The following is a 22,795-nucleotide window of genomic DNA, read 5'->3' on the forward strand; positions in this document are numbered from 1 at the left end:
GGCCTGGGGTGCTGCGATCAGGAAAGTCGACATCTGCGGCTCCCATCAGCTCAACGGGGCGGCTCGGCCCCGCCGCCGGTGCCGCCGGCACCGCCGGCCCCACCGGTGCCGATCAGCCCCGCGGGCCCACCCGCGCCGCCGCCGCTACCGGCCGCGCCCGAGGCGCCGGCCCCGCCATCGCCGAGCAACCACCCGCCGGCGCCCCCGTTGGCGCCAGTCCCGGGCGCCCCGTTGACGCCGTTGCCGACGAGTGGGCGTCCGGTCAACGCCAAGCTGTACGTGTTCGCCGCGGCCAGCAGGTTGTGCTCCACCGCCTGTAGCCCCGGGATCTGCAGCCAGGATCCGTTCGTCGCCTCGGCGGCGGCGTATGTGCCCGCACCCACGCTCAACGCCCGAACAAACTGCTCCTGGAACGTCGAAGCCTGGGCGCCCATCGCGTGATAAGACTGCGCATAGTTGCCAAACAACCGCGCAATCGCGGCCGACACCTCATCGGCGGCCGCTGGCGCAATCCCCGTGGTCGACGGCGCCGCCGATGCGGCAGCCTCCTTGATCGCCTCGCCGATGGCCGTCAAATCCGCCGACGCCGCGGCCAAGGCCTGGGGTGCTGCGATCAGGAAAGTCGACATCTGCGGCTCCCATCAGCTCAACGGGGCGGCTCGGACCGATAACTTTATTTAAAGAACCGGGGAATGGGAAGCCAACACTTCTTTGTCATCGTCAATGACTGGATTGGATCAGATCTGCTTGGCTGTGGCGCCGCGGCTCAGACATTTAATCCTTTGCGACACAGGACCGTTGCGCATTGTCGGTGACGCGGATAGTTGGGCCATCGGCGAATCCGACGGGTGCGGGGGAGAGCCGCGGGGTCCGCCGTTTGCTTCTCGTGGTCGACGCGACGGGAAGCCGCCTATCGGGGCAGTACGGCCTCGATGGCGCTGATGACCTCGGGCGCGTCCGGTTCGGTGCGCGGCCGAAATCGATTGGCCACCTCACCGTCGGGCGTGACCACGAATTTCTCGAAGTTCCACTGAATGTCGCCCGCCTTGCCATCGGAATCGACGGCCTTGGTCAGTTCGGCGTAGAGGGGGTGGCGGTTGTCGCCGTTGACGTCGGTCTTCTCCAGCAATGGGAACGTCACCCCGTAGGTCATCGAGCAGAACTGCCGGATCTCATCGGCCGTGCCGGGTTCCTGGCCCATGAACTGATTGCACGGGACGCCGACCACCGTCAGGCCGCGATCGGCGTAGTCGGTGGCCAGCTTCTCCAACGCCGTGTACTGCGGAGTCAGTCCGCACTTGGACGCGACGTTCACGATCAGCGTTGCGCCGTCAGACAATTCGGCCAGAGTGGTCGGCTTGCCATCGAGGGTGGTCAGGGCGATGTCTTTGAGGGTCACGCCGATGACGCTAACACTGCTCGCGTCGGTCGAACGCCTCGCCTTAGTGGCCGGCCGCGTGGGCCAGGTCGATGGCGTACTGACTCACGAAGGTGCCCGCCGGCGGGTCACCTTTGTCGCAGGTCCCGTCGGATTCACCCGGGCGTTTGATCCACAAATAGGCGTCGGCATGCGCGCCCGTGGTGGCGGTGGTGGGCGGGGTGCCCAGTCCGCGGCCGCTGGGGTTGCACCAGTTGAGCCCGGAGTCGGGTGCCGGTCCGGCGCCGTTGCGTGACGTGTCGATCACGTAGTGCGAACCGTTCGTGAGCCCGGAAATCGTCTCCCCGTAACCGATTTCGTCGCCGGTGGTGTAGAAGTTCGCGGTGTTGAGGCTGAAACCCCGCGCGCGGGCGACGTCGACCTTGTTGAGCCGGGCGGCCATGTCCTCGGCGCTGTGCCAGCGCAAGTGACCACCGTCGACGTAGACGGCCGTGCCCGGATTGCGCGTCAGCGTGTCGACCGCGTAGCGAATCAGGTCGTAGCGCTCTTGGCGCTGATCTGCCGACAGGCAGTCGGCCATGGCCAGCGCGTCGGGTTCGAGGACGATCGCCGTGCGCGTCGCGCCGACGCCGGATGCGATGCCGTCGATCCACGCGCGGTAGTCGTCGGCCGTCGCCATGCCACCCGCGGCGAAGCTGCCGCAGTCGCGGTGCGGGATCCCATAGATCGCCAGCACCGGGATAGTCCCCGCGGCCGCCGCATCGGCGGTGTACTTCCCGACCGTCCCGGCGGAAGAGCCCGGGACGATCCAGTACGCCTGCGGCGTGTTGGCAATGGCGGTCAATTCGGGACTCGGCGGATCGGCATGCTGCGCGGCACGCATAGCCGCCGAATTCGGATTGACGTAGAAGGGCATGCCGGCCAACGGATTGGCGTCGTCGGCCAAGCGCACGGCCGGGTCGACGAGGGAGTTCGTCGCGACAACGGCCGCAACCGTGAGGAGAGGGGCGATCCAACGCGCGACTGCGCCAGCAGCTGAGAACGTCACCCAAGGGAAATTAGTTCATTCATCGCCAGTCGCCGACGGCAGGTGATGGTGCGCTCGGCTCGGCCGACGGCGGGCTACATTACCCCTATGCGCGTTGTTCGCCGGTTCGGTGCGGTCCTGGCGATTCTCACGGCGGGGTTGCTGCTGGCAACCCCGGCCGGCGCGCAACCGCCGTCCAAAGTCACCGATCACATCACCGACAACACGGGAGCGTTGACGGACTCCGGCCGTGCGGCGGTCAGCTCGGCCATTGACCGGCTGTACCGCGACCGGCACATCCAACTGTGGGTGGTCTACGTCGACAACTTCTCCCGGTTCAAGCCCGAGAACTGGGCGAACCAAACCCGCAGCGCCAGCGGCATGGGCGACCACGACGCGCTGCTGGCCGTGGCCACGAACACCAAGTCGTACGTGTTCGACGTGCCGGGCCTCCCGGCGGCCGAGTTAAACGCCTTGCGCAGCAACCAAATCGAACCGGCGATCAACGCCAAAGAATGGAGCATCGCTGCGGTCGCCGCGGCCGACGGACTGGACAAATCGGCCCCCCCGGCAACCTCGTCGAAGCGCAACTGGGCGCCGATCGCGATCGCCGCCATCGTCGCGGTGGCCGTCATCGTTGTGCTGGTGGTGGTTCTCGTGCTCTATCGCGCGCGCCGCCGCCGGCGCGCCGCGCATCGCGATGGACCGGTGAGCATCGAGGGGAGCGATCGGTCGCTGGGGCAGGCATTGTCCACCGCGGAGGCCAGAGTGCGCCAGATCTCCGACTACGCCGCCAGGCATGGCGACAGCATCGGCGCCCAGGCCCAAGCCCGGCTCGAAGACGCCAAGCGGCATTTGGCGGCGGCGCATGGCACCCAAGCAGCGAACGAGGCCGATGCAATCGCCTATGCCAACAGGGCATCGACTCTGGCCGCTCAGGCCCAAACGCAAGCTAACGCCGACGTGCTGGCGGCGCACCGCACCCCACGACGTCGAGGCACCGCATCCAAGCGATGATCGGTGGACGGCGTCATGTGCAAAGAATGGGGGCGTCGCACACGTTGCCGGGGCAATAGGTGTTGTGTGCGGCGTTGACCAATGTTCCGACGTCGAGCAACGTCACGCCCCTGGCGTCCAAGTGGGCGTGAATGTCGTCCGCGATCTGTTGTGGCGTCCAGCCCCACGTGAGGTCGTAGCAGACGAGGTGCGCCTCGCCGATGAGGGCCTCTTCCGTCTTGGGCGGCCAACTGAGACCGACGGCGCGTAGCTGCGCGAGGTAGGCGTCATCCTGGGGAGTGGTGGCGGTCGCGATCGCGGTGCTACAAACCAAGCCAGCGCCGGCCATGACGGGGATGGCGAGCATTGCCGGCCAGCGGGGTGAGGACATGTGACACGTCTCCTTTGTTCTATGCGTCGACGACGCCGTCAGTGTGCGGGTCCAATGCGGTAGGAATAGGAAGACAGGAACGTGAAGAATGGTAACTGTGTCGACGCAAATTTGAATTTCGCCGTTCGAGGTTGTGATTACAACGGAAGGCGCACGACGCGCTAACCCGTGCTTGGATACAGCACGCGTTCCCAGATCGTCGCCAGTGTGTCCACGAGCACGTGCATCTCCGCATCGGAGGTGCCGGGGGTCAGCGTCAACAGGCGATGGACGTTCATGGTCACCAATGCCGTTGCGGCTCCGTGGGAATCGGCGAGGCCGCTGTTCGAGGCGTCGATGATCGCCTGGGCGACCTCGACAACCGGGTCGATGAGGGCCGAGCGGGCCGCGGCTACCTCGGGATCGTCGTCCGATGACCAGAACACCGCGCGCAGAATCGCCCCGTGCCGGCGGTAGGTGTGTGCCGCACTCAGCAGCGCCTCGCGTCCGGCCGCGACCGGATCCTCGGCCTGGCGCCATTGAGCAAGCGAGGCGTCCGTCTCAGCTCGCAGGGGTCGAACCAGCGCGCCGATCAGTTCGGCGCGGTCGCGGAAATATACATAGAAGGATTTGCGCGACAAGGTGGTTCGATCCATGATCGCCGCGACGCTGACCGTGTGAGCGGGCTGTTCGGTCACTAAGCCGGACGCCGCCTCGAGGATTTCGCGGCGCGCCTCCGCCGGAGCGCGGCGCCGCCGAGGAGGACCGGATCCTCGGTCACGAGCCACTCCCGTTACTGCCACGGTGGCAGTATAGTCGGTTGCGTTACTGCCGCCCCGGCAGTAACGGAAATGGAGGAGTGTCCGATGAGATCTGGCTGGACGGGCGCGGCGAGCGCCCCCCGCTGGTATTGCGTGGTCGTTGCGTTTTTTCTCGGCGTGCGCGCGATCTCAACCCTGTTGGCGGGGGCAAGTTTTCAGCTGCCTGGAGATGGCTGGCGGTCGGTCTGGCAGCTGGCGATGGTGGTTGTGCTCGCCGTCGGGATCGCATACCCCCGCGCCGCCCTCGCCGCGGCGGTGACCGTCGCGCTGGTTTATGCAGTGGCGACCGGGCTGGAGGCATTCCACGGCACCGACCTGCTGGGCGCGGTCCCCGTCGATACCCGCGACCGCGTCGTCCACCCGCTGCTGGCCGGGCTTGCCCTGGTCTGCGTGCTGCTGGGCCGACGACGCGGCGCCTTCCTGGAGCCGTCGGATCGCTAGAACGTGGCCACGTAGGGCTCGGATCGAGTTGGCGCGCAGTGTCATTCGCGCGTGCCCGCGCACCCACTGCTTGCTGCGTCGAGTCAAAACACTTCCGTTTGGCATACAAACAAAATTGGGTTTTCACAGTTTGAACTCAGGGGACGCCTACGCCCGCCTCATCGAACGGGGGTTAAGTCAGACCGTTACTGGTATGCCGACTGAAACTTGGGATCGGTAGGGCGACCAAAACGAGACGATTCTGGTATCGGTGACCGTCGGGCGGTCGCCGCGTCGTTCGGAGGTCGGTATGTCATTTCTCATTGCGGTCCCTGAATACGTGACGGCGGCGGCTTCGGATTTGGCGAATATCGGTTCGAGCGTCACCGCCGCAAACGCCGAGGCGGCGGCCCCGACGTCGACGGTGGTGGCCGCGGCGGGTGACGAGGTGTCAGCCGCCATCGCGGCGATGTTTGGCGAGCATGCCCGCGCCTATCAAGCGCTAAGCGCTGAGGCGGCGGCGTTTCACGAGCAGTTTGTCGAGCTGCTGACCGCCGGCGCCAACTCCTACGCCGGCGCCGAGGCCGCCAATGCGAACCCTCTGCAGGGGCTCCTCAACGACATCAACGCCCCCTTCAGCACATTCCTCGGGAGGCCACTCATCGGAAACGGCGCCGACGGCACCCCCGGAACCGGCGCGAACGGGCAGAACGGAGGGTTGTTGTGGGGTAACGGCGGCGCCGGCGGTTCGGGCGGGCCCGGACAGAACGGCGGGAACGGCGGGAGTGGCGGGTTCTTGTTCGGCAACGGCGGCCGCGGCGGCGACGGCGGGAACGCTATTGGCGCTGGGGTGGCCGGCTTTGGCGGCAACGGCGGCAATGCCGTCGGACTCTTCGGTAACGGCGGCGGCGGCGGGACCGGCGGTGTCAGCGTCAATGGCGTCGGCGGCGACGGCGGCTTCGGCGGCAACGGCGGGTTCCTGCTCGGCAACGGCGGCATCGGCGGGACCGGGGGCAACGGCTTCGTCGCCGGCTGGGGCGCCGCCGGCGGCAACGGCAGCAGCCTGATCTACGGCCTGGGCGGCGCCGGCGGCGCCGGCGGGTCCAGCCTCAACTTCGCCAACGGGCTCGCGGGCGTCGGCGGCGACGGCGGCAGCGGCGGCGCACTCTTCAACCTCATCGGCACCGGGGCCGACGGCGGCACCGGCGGGGCCGGCGTCGGCGCGGGCAACATCGGGGGCCAGGGCGGCCAGGGCGGTGGGGGTGGCGGCATCCTCTTCGGCCTGGGCGGCCACGGCGGGGCCGGCGGAACCGCCCTGACCGCCGGCGGCACCGGCGGGCCCGGCGGATACGGCGGCGACAACGGCTACGTGTTCAGTGATGGTGCCGGCAGCATCTATGCCGGGGGTTCCCTGTTCGGCATCGGCGGAGCCGGTGGCGACGGCGGGGTGGCCCAGGCCGGTGGCCACGGCGGCACCGGCGGGCTCGGCGGTCTCGGCGGCCTGGTGTTCGGCCTGGGCGGCCACGGCGGCAACGGCTTTGGTGCGCCCGGCTTGGCGTTCGGGGGCAACGGCAGCCAGGGCGGCTACGGCGGACTTCTCTTCGGCATCGGCGGCGGCGGCGGCAACGGTGGCACCGGGGCGGTCCCGGGCGTTGGCGGACCCGGCGGCTTCGGCGCGTACTACTTCTTCGGCCCGAACGGGCCGAACGGGTTGCCGGGCTGACGCTTGTGTGAATTGAGTCTGCCACCCGCGCAGTAGTTGGGATTGAATGCCACTAGGAAACGAAAGCCATTCGAAGACAAGGGGTTCGGTCCTTCATGAGCGAGCGAGCCAAAGCCGCGGCGAGGCCGCCGCATTGGCCGGACAACAGCCGCGGGAGCCCCAAATCGCGATGGGCTACACCTCCACCCGCCCGCTGTCGGGCCATTGGCGTCCCGGTCGGTCTCGTCGAACATTGCACGACGGTTGACCAGGACACCTTCGCTCGTGAAGAGGTCGATCAGGAATACCCGCCGCGCGCTTCACTACCCTGAATGTGTGCTCGGAGAGGCGAACCTCTTCCCGGTCAAACTCGATTGCGCGCCGGTGAAAACCGCTCTAGCTGGACAGGTGGCCCGCCTGCTGACGGCGGCACCAGTTCAGCGGCACCGTCGATCACGCTTACGACTGACCGGCTGGCACGATTAAAGTTCAGGGTGCCGTGTTGGAAATTCTGGACGGCCCACTCGGGCTCGTCGATTTCGGCGCTCGTCGGCAATCCCAGTGCACTGTGTTCGTAGCCCAGGGTGCCCCACGCGGCGTAGATGGCGCCGGTGACGGGCTGGGCCCCGCTGGCCGGTGACCAGTAGATAGCTCCTTTCTCGAAGATGACGTATCGCGTGGCTCCCTCCCCTTGTGATTCCGGCGAGGTCGGTGCGCCGAGTGTGCTGTTCATGCCGCCCATCGCCTGCCACCGGTCATAGATGGCAGTGCCTTGCAGCGACTGCGCCAGATCCTGGGCGCTGGGGTGACTGTTGAACCGCGCGGCAATGTCGCGAATCTGGTTCATCAAGGCATATCCGAGGTGGCCGGGGCAATCGGTGTCACTGACGTCGCGGTGGGCAAAAACGCAGGGCAGGTTCACGGCGGCGCCTTGTGGGAAACGGGTGTAGGGGCCGCCGTCCGACGTCAACGCGACACTGCCGTGCGGGTCGATGCCATCCATGGACAGCCGCCACCCGAGCAGGCGCCCGACGGTGTGCACCTGAGCCGGCGTGGGGCCCACCGCGTCGAACTCGCCGATCATGCACACAGCCCACGTGTTGCGGTTGAACCCGCCAGTGTGGGTGCCCTGAACTGGTCTCGTCATGCCGCCGAATCGGCCTTCGAATACCTGACCGTATTTGTCGACCAGGGCGTTGTAGGCGATGTCCGGCCAACCCAGGGTGCGGGTGTGGTAGCCGTAGATCGACCGGACAATTGCCGCCGAATCCTGCTGCGCGTAATCATTTACGCCGGCGGTGTGGTGCACGACGGCTGCCTTGATTCCGTTGTCGTACACCGGTGCTCGCCTGCGGATTGACTCGTCGGCGCCCCACTGCGCGCGACTGATGATATTGAGCTCTTGCCCAGGTGTTTCGACCGCCGCAACCAAAGCCGGATCCGCCGCCGCGCTCGGGGGTTGGATCAGCCCTGATGCGGCGGTGCCCAAACCCAGCACAAGTGGGGTGGCCGCAACGTATTTGAGAACATGACGGCGTGAAACAGACGGTGGCGCTGAGCACCCGCACCAATTTGGCACGGCACCACGGTATCCCGCGGTAACAGTATTCATAAGGCGACCCGCCGCAGCCGAATACGTTTGAATGCGGCCGATTCGGAAGACCGCCGCCGGCATGATCTCGGCTAGTCTTTTGACGGTCACTTCTGCTGAGACTGGACGCTGAGTTCCTCGAACCTGGCCAAGGCCAAGTCGCGCTGGTTTGCGTCGAAGGCCTCCACACGCGTCACGCGACCGTCATCGAGCAGGATGAGCACGACAAGCGGAATCTCGATCGCCACGCCATCTTTCGAGGTGCCCCTCAAGACCTCGTAGTCGACAAGGCCCGTCGCCGACTGCGCAAGAACCTCGGCGAGTTCGATCCAATAGTCGGGCACGAGCGCCGCCAGCATCTCGATCGATGAAATGTGGTCGGCGATCGCCTGGGCTCCTGGACCGGACAGTTGCCGGTGGTTGACGAACGTGGCGCCGGCGATGCTGGTGGCGAACGCATCCCGGTCATGAAGGTTAATGATCTCGTTCAGCCGGCGAATTTCCTCAACGACCAGGGGATGCGTGACCTCTCCGGATGCGATCCAACGAGCCGTGAGTTCAGCGAACGCGTCGTTCATGTCGTCGGGATCGAAGCTCACGCATGCGTGCAGGAGGCCGTCCCGACTGACTTCCGTGACCTGCAACATCTCGACGATCGGTGCACCGGCGTCGTCGGGGTCGCCGTAATGCGCGCGGGTCAGCGAGAAACGCTGGCCCCTGATTGCGATGGTTTCCACCGTCAATCGGGAGCCGCTGGGCGTGGCCTCGAACATCGCCTGCATGTTCTTTCGCCTTGCGGGGCCTTCGAATTCGTCCCGCAGGCCTTTTCGCCGGTCCTCATAGCGCAGGTTTGCAGTCGTGAGGGCGAAGAACCCGTCCAAGTCGCGGCGGTTGAACGCGTCGGCCAGCCGCGACCAGATTCGCGTCGCGGCGTTCTCTTGCATGGGCCGTCGATCGAGCTCGTCGAAACGCGCAAGCGCGGTGTCGAGGTCTGCTTCGTCGAATAACTCGGCGCCACTGATGAGCTCGCCGTCGACAGTGAAGATATCGACTATCCGCCACTCGGCGTCCATCCCGTCTTGCGAGCTCCCATGCGAAACGTGCGTGACGACCGCCCCGAGGTCGCTCAGTCGATGCACAACCTCGATGTAGGTGGTCAGGTTCGGCGTGACGTCCCACGTCGCATGGAGAAATGCGGCCCAATCTCCCGCCTCGAACGGTGCGAGGGACCGATGATCGACCCGGACCCAGTCCGACGTTATTGCGGGGACCTCATGCCGATTGAGCGCAGCGAATGCTCGCATCAGGACGGACCACGTGTGCGCGTGAGCGGCCGCTTCGCCCTCGAGGTACCGGGCATCGAGTTCCGCGAACGCAGCGTCAATGTCGTTGGGATCGAATGTTATTAGCGTCGCGATCCGGTTGTCAGCGTCTGCCTCGACGATACTGAGCAGCTCGACGTCGAACTCGCCGTGCCGAAGATCGCGATTCAAGGAATAGACACGGGTGAGTGCGAGGCGCTCGCCGCGGGTCGCGATGACGGTCAACGTCACGCTCGCCTCAATCTCGTGGAGGACTCGCATGTTTGCGATCGCGAGGTCGCGACCGTGCCATACCCCGAGATTTACCACGTGCCGGCGGTCCGCGAAGAAACTGTTGTCCGCGACGATCTCGGCCATCGCGTCCCACTCGTGAGACTCGACACACGCGAAGAAGATTTCGGCCAGTCGGCTTGCGGAATTGTCCAATCGGCGGTTTGGTGGCTGCAATCCGTCAAAGCGGGTGAGTGCGGCGTCCAGGTCCCGCTCGTCGAAGATCTCGCAGCGGCCGAGGAAGTCGCCCTCGACGGTGAACAGGGCGATCATCCGCAACTCCGCGTCAGAGCCCTCTTGCCAGGTCCCCTTAACCACCTGTGTGACGACGGCTCCGAGTTCGGTCAGCCGGTGCACAGCTTCGATATAGACGCAGACCTCCGAAGTGAGGTCCAACATGGCACGAACAGATGCGGCGAGATCGACCCCCTCGACCGAGACGAGCGGTCGATGATCGATGTAAACCGGAGCCTGGGTCGTCGGCGCGGGAAGTTCGTGCCGATTTACGCTGGGATAGGCCCCTGAAATCACCGACCAGGTATGCGCGTGGGCCGCCGCTTCGCCGGAGCGGTACCGCGCGTCGAGTTCCTCGAAGGCGGCGTCAATGTCGTTGGCGTCGAGGAAGACGCCCGCCGTAATTCGGTGGTCAGCGTCGATCTCGAGGATGTAGAGCAGCTCGCTGAGGAATTCTCCGGCGCCCAGGTCGACGTTCGCCGAACAGATACGAGTTAGGGCTAGGCGCGCCCCGCGCGTTGCGATCACAACAACCGTCATATTCGCTCCGAACTCGGCGACCGCTCGCATGTTCTCGATATGGACACCTCGACCGTGTAGGACCCCGGCGTTTACGACCTCACGGCGATCGTCCGTTGAGATGTCGTCGGCGAGTAACTGGGCCATCGCGGCCCAGTCGCGAGCCGCATAGCAGCTGAAAAAGTGTTCGTTCACTTGGCTTGCCGCGTTCTTGAGCCGCGCCGCCTGCCGGCGCAGTTCCTCAAAACGGGCGAGCGCGGCATCGAGGTCCGTCTCGTCGAAAAGCTCGAATCGGCAGACCAGATCGCCGTCAAATGCGAAAAGGCCGATCTCGCGCCACTCGGCATCGAAGCCCTCCTGTGAGGTGCCAGTCATCACCTCTGTGACGACCGCCCCGGAGTTGCTCAGCCGATGCACAGCTTCGATGTGACCCTTGAGGTTGGGGACGACGTCAAAGCTGGCGCGTAGAAAAGGGATCACGTCGTCGGGCGAGAACGCTCTGCCACGGCGATGATCGATGTTGACGCAGTCCTTCGTCGTCCGAGGGAATTCATGCCGGTTGTACACGGTTTGGACCTGCGTCATGGCCGTCCACGTCTGCGAGTAAGCAGCTGCTTCACCCGCGAGGTACCGGGCGTCGAGTTCTTCGAACGCGGCGTCGATGTCGTCGATATCGAACCCGATCCGCGCCACAATGCGATTGCCAGCTCCAATCTCGACGATGTTGAGCACATCGGCGCTGACCTCTTCCGGCCGCAATCCGTGGGTGATCACGCGAACATGAGTGAGGGCGAGGCGTTCCCCGCGAGTGGCGAGGACGGTTGACCCGATGCCCTGAGTGCTCATTTCGGCGACGGCTCGCATTTCCGCGATGTGGTCGTCCCGACCGTGTCGGAGGCCGGCGTTGACGACTCGACGCCGATCGTCTGTGCAGAGGTCATCGGTGAGGATCTCTGCCATGGCATCCCAGTCGCGGGCCGCGTAGCAATTCCAAAAGCGTTCGTCTACTCGGGTCGCCGCGTTTTCAAGCCGCCGCGACTCTGGTCGCAGCTCCTCAAATCTTGCGAGCGCGGCGTCGAGGTCCTCTTCCTCGTACACCTCCAAGCGCGGCGCTTCGGAGTCGAAGAGAAGGATGCGACGCCATTGCAATTTGTTGCCATGCTTATCGGTGCCTTCGATAACGAACGTGACAACGGTGCCGCGGCTGTCGAGAGCGTGCGCACATGTCACCCGATAGTGAGCGTCAGGCACGAGCTCCCACAGCTCCTCGACCCCTCGGCCGAAGTCCTCGCCCGATGCGAAGGGGACCCGTCGATGATCGACGTACGTGAGTTGCCTCATCCTGGGTCCCGGCTCATGGCGGTTTAGCTCCGCGACCGTGTCCATTCCGGATTTCCACACGCGCGCATACGGGGCCGCTTCGCCGGCGAGGTATCGACGATCGAGTTCCTCGAAGGCTGCATCAAGGCCGTCGACGTCGAAGAAGACCGCTGCGAAGATTCGCTGGTCGGAGTTAATTTCAAGGACGCAGACCGTTTCGAGAACAAATGCATCAGACTCGTGATCGCGCGCGGAGAAGCGGAGATGCATCAGGGCAAGGTTCGCCCCTCGGATCGCGATCGTGGTCGTCGTCACCGTCGTGCTGAAGAGGTCGGCGATCGTCCGCATGTCCGCCATCTGGGCGCCTCGACCATTTCGGACTCCTACGCCTACCACCCGACGCCGATCGTCGTTGGAGAAGTCGTCGGCCAGTAGCTCCGCCATGGCGTCCCAGTCAGCCGCTGCGAAACGCGCCAGAAAGCGCTCGCCGATCTGGCTTGCCGTGTTTTCCAGTAGTGGTGCCCGCCGTTGCGGCTCCTTGAATCGGGCGATCGCGGCGTCGACATCGCTTTCTTCGTAGATCTCCAATCGCGGCTCGTCGGGATCGAGGAAAAAAGCGCGGCCCCATTGCAATTCGCTTCCCTGGGCGTCGGTGCCTTCGATGACCAGGCTGGCAACGACGCCGCGGGCATCCAGAGCATGTACTGCCTGGAACCGATAGCGCGCATCCGGAACGAGGAGCCACAGCTCCTCGATCGCGCGCCCGTAGTCCCCGTCCGCGAACGGGACTCGCCGGTGATCGGTGTACGCCAGTCGCTTGATCATCGGACCCGACTCGTGGCGGTTGAGCTCGTGCAGCACGTCCAAGGCGCTTTGCCAGGCGCTCGCATACGGAGCCGCTTCGCCGGCGAGGTATCGGCCGTCGAGCTCCTCGAATGCGGCGTCGACGTCGTCGGGATCGAATGAAACGGCCGCGACGATACGCCCGTCGCTATCAATCTCAACAATGCCGAGTACTTCCGTCAGAAACGCCCTGGCGTCCTGGTCGCGGTCCGAGAAACGGGCATGCGCGAGGGCAAGGCGCTCGCCCCGGGTCGCAATCAGGGTTGACGTCACGTCAGCTATCTGCAGCTCGGTGATCGCCCGCATGTCCGCGATCTGAGCGTCTGGACCGTGTCGTAGCCCCGCGCCCACTACCCGCCGACGATCATCCTGGGAAAAATTGTCGGCCAACGTCTTTGCCATAGCGTCCCAGTCGCCTGTCGCCAGACAACCCAACAAGCGCTCCGCCGCATCGCTGGCCGGGTTCTTTAGCCGCGACGCGGACCCGCTCAGCTCATCGAACCGCGCGATGGCGGTGTCTAGGTCCGCTTCGTCGAAAATCTCACAGCGGTTGATGAGATCGCGTTCGACAGTCATGACTTCGATTCCGTGCCATTCGGCACCGAAGCCGTCTTCCGAGACACCATCCGCCGTGTGGGTGCAGACAGCTCCGAGATCCGTCAATCGATGCACGGCGATGATGCGGAAGGTGATGTCGGGCACCAGTTTCCACAGCGACAGGAGGGATGCATTCAGCCCGCCCTCCTCAATTATCGTGGGCCGTCGGTGATCGACGTTTGCCCAATCCGGCGTCGTTGCAAAAAGCTCGTGCCGGTTCATCGCGGCATAAGCCGCCGAAACAATCGACCATGTATGCGCGTGGGCGGCGGCTTCGCCAGCGAGGTACCGCGCATCGAGTTCCGCGAAGGCGGCGTCGATGTCGTCTGGGTCGTAAGCCACGCGTGCCAGGATCCGCTTGTCGGCAGAGGTTTCGACGATAACGAGCATTTCGATGCGGAACTCGCCAGCCTGGTTGTCCTCGCCCGAGACACACGTCCGGCACAGGACAAGGCGTTCGCCTCGAGTCGCGAGGACCGTCGCAACACTTCTCCTCGCCCCAATGTCGGCGAAGGCCCGCATGTTCGCTATCTCGACATCCCGACCGCGCCGGATTTCCGCATTGACGACTCGTCGATGGTCATCGACAGACGTGTCTGAGGTCAGCAGTTCCGACATCGCGACCCAGTCGCGCGCGGCGAAGTACGTCCGGAAGCGCTCGTAGGCCTGGCTCGCCGCGTTTTCTAAGCGCCTTATCTGCGAGCTCAATTCTTCGAAGCGCGCGAGAGCGGCATCTAAGTCTGCCGCGTCGAATATCTCGCAGCGGTTGAGCAATCCACCTTCCACCATCCCGACGGTGATCACCCGCCATTCGGCGTCGAAGCCCTCTTGTGATGTCTCGTGCGACGTGTTGGTAATTACCGCTCCAAGATCATTCAGCCGATGCACAGCTGTGATGGAGTGGCTGAGATCGGTGGTGAAATTCCATGCGGCATCGAGTAACGCGGGCATTTCACCGAAGCCAAACGAGGTGCCTCGGCGGTGGTCGATGTTCACCCAATCTGGCGTCGTAGGAGGCAGTTCGCGCCGATTGAGCGCGGCGTAGGCCCGCGTAATGACGGACCAAACGCGTGCGTGCGGGGCAGCTTCGCCATTGAGGTAGCGCGCGTCGAGTTCGGCGATGGCGGCGTCGAAGTCCTCGAGATCAAAAACGACGACCGCCGCGAACCGCTCGTCGGCGTCGATCTCGACGACGTTGAGCGCCTCGTTTTCGATCGCTCCGGGGCCTTGGCCGGATCCGCGGACGTGCGTAAGGGCGAGGCGCTCGCCGCGGGTCGCCACGACGCCCACCATCTTTAACCTGAAGCCGACGTCCGTGAGCGCACGCAAATCGTCGACTGCATCTGGAGCATGCCGGATTCCGGCGTTCACCACCCGCCGGCGATCGTCGGTGTAGGAGTGGTCGCCCACCGTGGCAGCGATGGCCTCCCAGTCACGGGCTGCGAGATGCGACTGGTAGCGCTCGAATACGCGCGTTGCCGCATTTTCGAGCCGTGGCGCCGGCCGGCTCAATTGATCGAACCTCGCGATCGCGGCGTCGACATCTTCCTCGTCGAACATTTCGCCCCGGTTGATCACTGCGCCGTCGACTGTTACGAGTGTGACCTCGCGCCACTCGGCGTCGAAGCCCTGTGTTGAAGCGCCATGCGATGCGTGGGTGACGACGGCTCCCAGGTTGCTCAGCCGGTGCACGGCCTCGACGTAAATTCTGGCGTTCGGCGTCAAGTCCCACGTCGCGCGGATATACGGGGCTAAATCACCGGGCGCGAATGCTCGCCCTCGCCGGTGGTCGATACTCGCTCCGGTCGCAGCGGTCGGGGGAAGTTCGTGTCGGTTAAGCGCGGCGTAGCCATCCCTGATCACCGACCACGTGCGCGCGTGGGCGGCCGCTTCGCCGGCGAGGTATCGCGCATCGAGTTCCTCGAAGGCGGCGTCAATGTCGTCGAGGTCGAATGATATTGCCGCGACGATCAGCTCGTCGTCGTTGATCTCGCCGACGACCAGCGCATCGGTGTGGAACGCGTCGGACTGTTGATCGTTGTCCGAATGGCGAACACGCATGAGGACAAGGCGCTCCCCACGGATTGCTATGACGGTCGGCGTAACATTCGTGATCCACACTTCGGCGATAGCCCGCAAGTCCACGATCTGGGCTTCTCGACCATGCCGGACTCCCGCTCCCACCACCCGACGGCGATCATCGAGGTTGTAGATGTCGGCCAGTAGCTTGGCCATCGCGTCCCAGTCGCCTGTCGAGAAGTGCGCCAGAAAACACTCTGCCACTTGGCTGGCCGCGTTTTTCAGCCGTGGCGCCGGCCGGCTCAGTTGATCGAACCTCGCGATCGCGGCGTCGAGGTCTGCCTCCTCGAATACCTCGTAGCGGCTGCCCGCGTCACCGCTGGCGGTTAAAAGCGCAACCTCTCGCCACTCGGCATCGAAGCCCTCGCGTGAGGTCCCGCGTCCAGTGTGTGTGACGACTAGCCCGAGATCACTCAGCCGATGCACGGCCTCGATGTAGAAATGCATGCCTTGGTCGAGATCCCAACCGGCACGGAGATATTCGATTAACTCACCTGGTGCGAAAGCTGTACCTCGCCGATGGTCGATGCTGGCGAAGTTCGGTGTCAGGGCGGGGAGTTCGCGCCGGTTGATTGCGGCGTAGGCCTCGAGCGCGGCGGCCCAGATGTGAGAATGGGCGGCTGCTTCGCCAGCGAGGTATCGGGCATCAAGTTCGGTGATTGCGGCCCCGAAGTCGTCGAGGTCGAATGTGACCCAGGCCGCGATCTTTTTGTCGGCGTCGATCTCGATTAGCCACAACAGGTCGACGTGGAAGCCCTCGTCTTCCCCTTCGCTACGCGATAATCGCAGACTTGTGAGGACAAGTCGCTCCCCACGGGTCGCAATGACATCTGATGTCGCGTTCGCGACCCCTAGGTCCGCGGCCGACCGGAAATCTTTGAGTTCAGCATCGCGGTCCTGCCGGACGCCGGCATTCACGACCCTACGACGATCGTCGGTTGAAATATTGCCGGCCAAAGTTCTGGCGAACAGGTCCCAGTCGCGGGTTGTAAAACACGTCAGCAAGCGTTCAGTGACTTGGCTCGCTGCGTTTTCCAGCCGTCGCGCCGGCCGGCTCAGTTGATCGAATCTCGCGACCGCGTCGTCGACGTCGGCTTCGTCAAACATTTCAGAGCGGCTGATCAGATCACCGTCAAACGTCAGCAGTTCGACCATCCGCCACTCGGCGTCAAATCCCTTGTGCGAAGTGCCATACGCCGCATGAGTAAGGACCGCTCCCATATCGCTGAGCCGATGCACGGCCTCGATGTAGATGCCGGCGTCGGGGGAGTGATCCCACGTGGCACGAAGGTATGCGGCAATACCACCTGCCTCGACGCTTACCAGCGATCGATGATCAATGTTTATCCAGTCCGGTGTCGTCGCCGGCAATTCATGCCGGTTCAGCGCGGCGTAGACCCCTCCTATGACCGACCACGTGCGTGCGTGCGCTGTGGCTTCGCCGGCCAGATAACGTGCGTCGAGTTCCGCGGTAGCGCCGCCGAGATCGTCGGCATCGAACAGGATGCTTGCCGTGAGCTGCCCCTCGGCGTTGATCTCTGCAATCTGGAGGGCTTCGGCTTGGAACGTCTCCGGGTTCTCGTCGCCTTGGGCGAATCGCGCATGAGCGAGGACGAGCCGTTTACCGCGGGTGGCGAGGACGGTTGATGTCGCGTGAGTGATTCCGAGTTCGGCGGCCCGCCGCATCGTTTCGACCGCGGCGCCTTGCCCCCGTAAGACGCCCCCATTAACCACCCGACGGCGATCTTCGTTGTGGAAGTCGCCGACCAGGGTGCCCGCCAACGCGTCCCAGTCGCGGGCTGTAAAGCACGCCTGCATGCGCTCGAACATGCGATAGGCCGCGTTCTCAAGCCGCTTTGCCTGTGGTCGCTCTTGTACAAATCGCGCGTGCGCCATGTCGAGTTCGGCGAGTGCGGTATCGACGTCTTCGACGTCGAACCATACCTGCCACGCGACTTGCCCGTCATCGTTGATGGCATACAGTTGAAGAAGCTCGTCGCGCGGCGCTCCGACGCTCACGTCGGGACTGCTCGTTATGAGCCGCGAGAGAGCTAGCCGCTCGCCTCGGGCCGCGACCATGACGTGGTTGATCCGCATGGTGCCAAGCTCGAGTTCGCGCCTCATCGCACGTCGTACGGCTTCCGAGGAGAGCGTTAAGCCGACTATCTTCCGGCGACTTTCGATCGAGGCATCGGGCGCGAATAGCTGGTCGACCTCATCCCAGGCTCTCCGATGAATGGCGGCCATCACACGTTCGCCCACTCGCGCGGCCGCGTTGTCCAACTCGACGCTCGGGGCTTCGGGTGGAGTCTCGGCCACCGGCGTGACGCGCTTACCGAGAATGCCCCGCGCCTTCTCGGCAAGCGCTGCAGCGCCTTTCCGCTCGTACAAACCGACCGCCCGCTCGGCCGCGGCCCGCGCGCCGGCGACATCACCGGCAGCGCCCAACACCATGGCCAGCGTCGCACACGCATCGCCGTGATCGACCAACGCGTCCGTGCGCTCGGCCAAGCTGACGGCGTCCTCCGCAACACGCCGGGCCTCGCCGTGATCGCCAGCGCGTGACAGCAGCTGCGCCCGAAGCGTGCGCCAGGCGATCGACGGCTTCAGCGCGTGCCCGGCAAGACGCTCACTTTCCGAACATAATTCGTCGGCCTCGGCATCGCGGCCGAGCGCCAGGCACGCACGGCCCAGCAGCGCGGCGGTCTCGGCGGTGTCGGCATCCAGTCCCATGCGTCGAAATCCGTTGTAGGCCTTCAGGAGAGGGGTCTCGGCCGCGGCGGGTTCATCGACGACCAGCTCGACGATGCCGGCGAACTGCTCGACCTCGAGCAGGGCGTGACGCAGGCCGAGCTCGGTGACGGTGCGCCGGGCCGAGTCGATCATCCGCCGGGCGGCCGCGGCGCGGCCGCGGAACGCCTCCAGCACGGCCTGGCATCGTGTCGATGTCGCCTCGACCGCGGGCGAATCGGTGGTGATTCGCAGCAGCCGCACCACGTCAAGGCACCGACCGCCGGCGCGCGGAACCGGATTGGGTCCCCACAGCGCCGCGAGGGGAGCGTTGGCCAGCACGTTGTTCACCCGTCGGTGTTCGCGCGCGCGCCGGGCCGCGGTCAGGGCGTCGTCCAGCGCGACCTCGCAGTCGCCGATCCGTCCGAGTCGGGCGAGGCACCCTGCGCGGACGGTGTGGGCCTTGGCTTCGCCTGCGGCATCGTCCAATTCGGCCAGCTTCGCGGCCGCCGCGCTCAGCGCGGCTTCGGCCTCGTCCAACCGCTCGGGGTGGATCAGCATCGACAGCTGTCCGTCGAAGCACGTGGCCCATGCCGCCAGCCGCGCCGAATCGACTGTGGTTCCTTGCAATTGCGAGACCGCACCGGCGGCCGCGGCCACGTCGCCGGCGGCGAGCAGGGCCTCACACCGTGCGACCAGCAGCTCGGCGGCCTGGTCGTCGCGGTCGGGCAGCTCGTCGTCGATCTCCTCCAGCGCGTGCAGGGCGTGGTCGTAGAGGTCGGCGGCACCTTCGTAGGCGAGTCGTGTCATCGCCTGGTCGGCGGCGCGGTGGCAGTACTCGACGGCCTTGGCGGCGTTTCCCGCCCACGCGCATTCGAAGTAATGATGGGCCAACTCGGCCAGCAGCTCGTCATCGGCGCCGGGCTGGCTCTCCAGCGTGGTGGCGATGCGCTGGTGCAGCCGCATGCGCCGCACCGACGGCAGCTCGGCGAGCAGCGACTGCCGGACCAGGGCGTGGTTGAACCGGTAGCGGCCCCCGGGCTCCTCGATGACGATGCCGGCCTTGCACGCCTCGTCGAACGCGTCGACGAGGTCGTCGCCGACGACGCGTTCGACCAGTTCCAGGTCGAACCTGCTGCCGACCACCGCGGCCGCGGCCAGGGCCTTGTTCGTCTCGGGCAAAAGCCTTGTGAGGCGGCGGGTTACGGCCTCGCGCACGCCCTGCGGCAGGGTGCTCTGATCCCAGCGGCCGCCGCTTTCATCGACGTGACGCAAGGCCTCGATGAGGAAGAACGGGTTGCCGCCGGTGACCGACGCCAACGCGCGGGCCAGCTCTTCGTCGTGGTAGCCGGCCTCGGCGACGTAGGCGGTCACGTCGTCCTCGTCTAAACCGCTGAGCTGTATCCGATTGCCGCTGCCGTCGCGGTGCAGGTCGGCGAGCATCGCGGCAAGGGGATGGGAGCGGTCCAGATCGGTGCTGCGGTAGGTGCCGATGATCTGCACGCGCGCCTGCTCGCCGAAGCGCAGCAGGTGCCGGAGCAACAACAGCGTCGGCTTGGCGGCCCAGTGCAGGTCGTCCAGTATCAACACGACGGGCGCGCTCGCCGAGGCGACCACCAGCACGGCAACGACGGCGTCGAACAGCGCGTAGCGTTCGGTGTCCGGGTCGGCGCGGGTCGGCGGGGCAAGATCGGGCAGGAAGTCGATCAGCCCGGGGACCAGGGCGAGCAATGCTTCCACGCCACGCAGCCCGCGCAGCCCCCCGGCGCCGAGGCAGGGCACGAGCGCGCGCAGCGCCTCCGCGAACGGCTGGTACGGCGCGCCGAGGTCCTCGTCGCAGCGGCCGTAAATCACCAGGGCGCCTTGGTCGTACGCCTGCAGGGACCATTCGCCGGCCAGCCGCGTCTTGCCGACACCCGGTTCACCGGCGATCAATATCGCGTTGGTGCCGCCGGCGAGCGCCGTCTGCCACGCGGAAAAGAGCCGCTGCAGTTCGTTCCCGCGTCCGACGAACGGCCCGGGTCCCGAAAGCACGGCGGGCAGGGCCGGGCGTTGCATCGGCGCATCGGGGGAGACCGACTGCGGCTGGTCGTCGGCGGTATCCAGGCGGAGCTCGAAGACGTGCTCCGGGCGAGCGAGGTTGCGCAGCTCGCGCTTTCCCAGGTCGGCAAGCGCAACGTGGTCCGGCAGTGAGTCGATGACGAGTTCGGCGGTCGCGCCCGAGCACAGGATCTGGCCACCCGTGGCCAGCGACCGCAGGCGCGCGGCGCGGTTGACCGCCCGGCCGAAGTAATCGCCGTCGCGGAGCTCGGCCTCCCCGGTGTGCAACGCCACCCGGACGCGCATCGGCTCCGAAAGCGCCCACGGCTCATGGTCAATCGCATCTTGCAGTTCGATCGCCGCGGCGGCCGCCGCCGACGGCCGATCGAACACGGAGAACGTGGCGTCGCCCTCGCCGCGGGTCTTGATCAACCGCCCTCCGCGCGAGGTGACGACCTGTTCGACGAGCTCGTCGTGGCGGGCGAGCGCCGCCGCCATGGCGCCGGCGTCCGCCTCCCACGCGGCCGTCGACCCTTCGATGTCGGTGAGCAGGAAGGTCACGGCGCGGGTCACCGGCGAAACACGTTGTGTAGCAGGGACTTCCAACGCGACATCCTGCGCGACAATCAGAGTCTCGAGCCGGCGAAGGTTCGGCCCGGGGTCGACGCCCAGTTCGTCGGCGAGCAACGCGCGCGCCCGTTGATAGGCGCCTAGGGCCTCGCCCTGCCTGCCGGCCCGGTAGAGCGCGAGCATCAGCTGGCCCCAACGCCTTTCGCGCAGCGGCGCGTCGGCCACTGCGGCCTCGAGCTCGCCGACGATCTCGGCGGCGCGGCCCGTCGCGAGCAGCGCATCGGCCCGGTCCTCCACCAGCGCGGCATGGGCCTCGATCCACCGCGTCTTCTCCGGCGTTCCCCGCCGGCCGCCGGGCAGTTCGGGAATCCCGCGCCACAGCGCAAGCGCCTCGTCGAAGCAGACCACCGCCCGCCTGTCGTCCCCGGCGGCGGCGGCGTCGCGGCCCGACCGCGCGGCCGCTTTGTAGCGCGCGGCGTCAACCTCGGTCTCGGCCAGCGCCCAGCCGGCCCCCTGCGTCAAGACGAAGCCGTCGCCGAGCGTGCGGCGCAGCAACGAGATGTGGGTTTGCAGGGCCTTGGCCGCGGTGCGCGGCGGGTCGTCGCCCCAGAGCAGCTCGACGAGCGAGTCGGCCGACACCACGGAACCGTCGTGCAGCCCGAGCATGATGAGGATCGCGCGGGGCTTGGCGCCCGGAATCGCGACCGGCAGGCCAGCCTGCCGGACTCGCAGAGGCCCCAAAACCTCCAGCTCCACCCGATGAAGCGTAGTCACGTTGGCAATCGTGGGGGAGGGGATTCAACAAGCGGTCAAGGTCGAGTAAAGACGAGTTTTACCTGCAATTCTGCGAGCCGGCGGGTTGAGGGCCCACCGAGATAACCGCCCGGCCAGCAACAACCCCTCTTCACAGCAGCGGGCCCAGCAGGTTCGCCCGGGCCGGCCACAGCAGCACCGGGTCCGTCCAGGCCGGCCACAGCAGGGCCGGGTTTGCCCCCGGCGGCGGCCAGTTGTTGTCGTTGGCGTAGGCCCACACTTCCCACGGGTTGTCGTAATAGGCGGCAGTCTCGACCAGGCTGAACCAATCTTGGCCGGGGTGGAGCAACCAATAACCAGTCCCCACGACGTAGCCGCCGACCAGCCAGCCGGCGTAGCTGGTGGAGAACAGCGGGCCGAAGAGCCTGTTCTGCCAGACGTGTACCTCTTCGTGATTGACCATCACGTCGGTGGCGCCCGGGCCTGTCCCGAGGTTGGTGGTGACGTTGCCCGTCGTGGTGGTAAAGCCCGGCAACCCGATGCCGCCGCGGTACACGTGGGAACCGACAAGCGCGCTGAGCGCGGGATCGTAGTTGGAGTTGGGATAGAACGCGTTGACGATCTGCACCCCGTAGCCCAGCGCCGTGCCCGGTGAGCCCCAGGTGTAGTCCAGCAGGAAGGCCGCCCAGCCGCGCCAGTCGCGAAAGTTGTAGATGCCCAGTTCGCGCTGGACGAGCAGGTTCGCGTCGCTGGCCGCCGCGTCCAAAACGCCCGTCCCTGTGGCACTTGCGGTGCCGATCAGCGGACGGCCCAACAACGCCTCGGTGGGTGGGTTGACGGCGGCGAGCACATCCTGCTGCACCTGCAGCAGCAACCCGTTCGTCTGCTCGGCCGCCGCATACGAACCCGCCGCCGAGCTCAGGGCCTGCAGAAACTGTTGGCCGAACGCGCTGGCCCGAGTGCTGAGCGCCTGATACTCCCGGCCGTAGGAGGCGAAAAGCGCCGCCACGGCCTGCGACACCTCATCGGCGGCGGCCGCCGCGATCCCGCCGGTCGGAAGGGCGGCCGCCAGATGCGCCGCGGTCAGCGCCGAACCGATGCTCTCCACATCCGCGGCGGCGGCCGCCAATGACTGAGGGGCCGCCACCAGAAGAGACACGCGTGCAGCGTATGCGTGGCTCGTGGCGGCGGGCGCCTTTTCCGGATCGTGTCG

Annotated in this window: 8 protein-coding genes and 4 pseudogenes; 3 read left to right on the forward strand and 9 right to left on the reverse strand. The window is 66.1% G+C overall.

The window, feature by feature from the left end:
• Window positions 1-65: 65 nt before the first annotated feature.
• The 4 genes and pseudogenes from A5696_RS29080 to A5696_RS04105 form a co-directional block, all read right to left on the reverse strand.
• Window positions 66-272 (reverse strand): annotated as a pseudogene (locus A5696_RS29080) (PGRS repeat-containing protein); the annotation flags it as partial.
• An 84-nt stretch (window positions 273-356) separates the two neighbouring features.
• Window positions 357-629: pseudogene (locus A5696_RS29085) on the reverse strand (PE family protein); the annotation flags it as partial.
• Window positions 630-910: 281 nt separating this feature from the next.
• Window positions 911-1,399, reverse strand: coding sequence for a glutathione peroxidase (locus A5696_RS04100; protein WP_067873850.1), 489 nt, complete (start codon window positions 1,397-1,399; stop codon window positions 911-913).
• Window positions 1,400-1,442: 43 nt separating this feature from the next.
• Entirely contained in the window at window positions 1,443-2,426 is a 984-nt protein-coding gene (locus tag A5696_RS04105) for a glycoside hydrolase family 6 protein (protein WP_067873854.1), read from the reverse strand.
• A gap of 87 nt (window positions 2,427-2,513) precedes the next feature.
• On the opposite strand from A5696_RS04105, the gene A5696_RS04110 reads away from it, so the two are divergent.
• Complete coding sequence (locus A5696_RS04110; RefSeq protein WP_067873857.1) at window positions 2,514-3,422, forward strand: YgcG family protein; 909 nt, start codon at window positions 2,514-2,516, stop codon at window positions 3,420-3,422.
• 13 nt (window positions 3,423-3,435) lie between these two features.
• On the opposite strand, the gene A5696_RS04115 is transcribed toward A5696_RS04110, so the two are convergent.
• Together A5696_RS04115 and A5696_RS04120 are read right to left on the reverse strand one after the other, a co-directional pair.
• Entirely contained in the window at window positions 3,436-3,750 is a 315-nt protein-coding gene (locus tag A5696_RS04115; RefSeq protein ID WP_082968920.1) for a DUF732 domain-containing protein, read from the reverse strand.
• 203 nt (window positions 3,751-3,953) lie between these two features.
• A complete protein-coding gene (locus tag A5696_RS04120; RefSeq protein WP_369803285.1) occupies window positions 3,954-4,574 on the reverse strand; it encodes a TetR/AcrR family transcriptional regulator in 621 nt (206 codons plus the stop codon).
• A gap of 63 nt (window positions 4,575-4,637) precedes the next feature.
• Here A5696_RS04120 and A5696_RS04125 point away from each other — a divergent pair, with 63 nt between their 5' ends.
• Both A5696_RS04125 and A5696_RS04130 read left to right on the forward strand, forming a co-directional pair.
• Window positions 4,638-5,033: a hypothetical protein gene (locus A5696_RS04125; protein ID WP_156738239.1), complete on the forward strand. Its 396-nt coding sequence runs from the start codon at window positions 4,638-4,640 to the stop codon at window positions 5,031-5,033.
• 289 nt (window positions 5,034-5,322) lie between these two features.
• Window positions 5,323-6,732: pseudogene (locus tag A5696_RS04130) on the forward strand (PE family protein); the annotation flags it as partial.
• Window positions 6,733-7,078: 346 nt separating this feature from the next.
• Here the strand turns inward: A5696_RS04130 and A5696_RS04135 are convergent.
• The 3 genes and pseudogenes from A5696_RS04135 to A5696_RS29090 form a co-directional block, all read right to left on the reverse strand.
• Window positions 7,079-8,146 (reverse strand): N-acetylmuramoyl-L-alanine amidase, encoded by a 1,068-nt coding sequence (locus A5696_RS04135; RefSeq protein ID WP_369803286.1) that lies wholly within the window; start codon window positions 8,144-8,146, stop codon window positions 7,079-7,081.
• Window positions 8,147-8,412: 266 nt separating this feature from the next.
• Window positions 8,413-21,495, reverse strand: a complete 13,083-nt coding sequence (locus A5696_RS04140) for a BTAD domain-containing putative transcriptional regulator (RefSeq protein ID WP_369803293.1) — start codon at window positions 21,493-21,495, stop codon at window positions 8,413-8,415.
• An 859-nt stretch (window positions 21,496-22,354) separates the two neighbouring features.
• Window positions 22,355-22,741: pseudogene (locus A5696_RS29090) on the reverse strand (PE family protein); the annotation flags it as partial.
• Window positions 22,742-22,795: the final 54 nt, after the last annotated feature.

The organism is Mycobacterium sp. E2699 (assembly GCF_001666745.1).
Taxonomy (GTDB): domain Bacteria; phylum Actinomycetota; class Actinomycetes; order Mycobacteriales; family Mycobacteriaceae; genus Mycobacterium.